This is a genomic window from Oleiphilus sp. HI0066 (genome assembly GCF_001635725.1).
Window position 1 is genome coordinate 1 of the sequence record NZ_LWFH01001325.1, and the last position, 555, is coordinate 555.

2 protein-coding genes are annotated in these 555 nt (G+C 46.3%); both read right to left on the bottom strand.

Going from position 1 to position 555, the window contains the following annotated elements; genetic code table 11:
* Positions 1-399: NAD(P)H-dependent oxidoreductase (locus tag A3738_RS19600; RefSeq protein WP_068763796.1), on the bottom strand; the 399-nt coding region annotated here is incomplete at its 3' end.
* Positions 399-555: ArsC/Spx/MgsR family protein (locus A3738_RS19605; protein WP_304440117.1), on the bottom strand; the 157-nt coding region annotated here is incomplete at its 5' end. The genes A3738_RS19605 and A3738_RS19600, both read right to left, overlap by 1 nt.

Here is a 555-nt window from a genome sequence, read left to right on the forward strand (position 1 = left end):
AGGGATCATCATTGAAAGCAGCGTCGTCTCTTGCCCTCCATGCATTGAACCTGTTGAGGTAAATACACTTGCCGGTTTTCCAGATAGCGCACCGCTCATCCATAGGCTGCTAGTGCCATCTAAAAAGTATTTTAAAGGGGCCGCCATATTTCCAAAACGAGTTGGGCTACCTAATGCGAGACCCGCACAGTCTTTGAGGTCTTCATCGCTGCAATACATGGCACCTTCATTCGGAACCGCTGCAATGCTTTGCTCATTGTTTGCAGACACTGGAGGAACAGTCCGTACTCGTGCTTCGATACATGAAACGGATTCGATTCCGCGAGCTATTTGCATTGCCATTTTTTCTGTTGCGCCATTACGCGAGTAATACAGAACGAGGACGTAAGGGTTCGACATTAAATCAATTCCAATACGTTTTCTGGTGGACGACCAAGAACGGCTTTGTCACCTTTCACGACAATCGGACGCTCAATAAGTTTTGGCGCTTCGGTCATCGCTTTGATCAAATCATCATCAGCGATTGAGGTATCTTTTAATCCTCGTTCTTTGTAT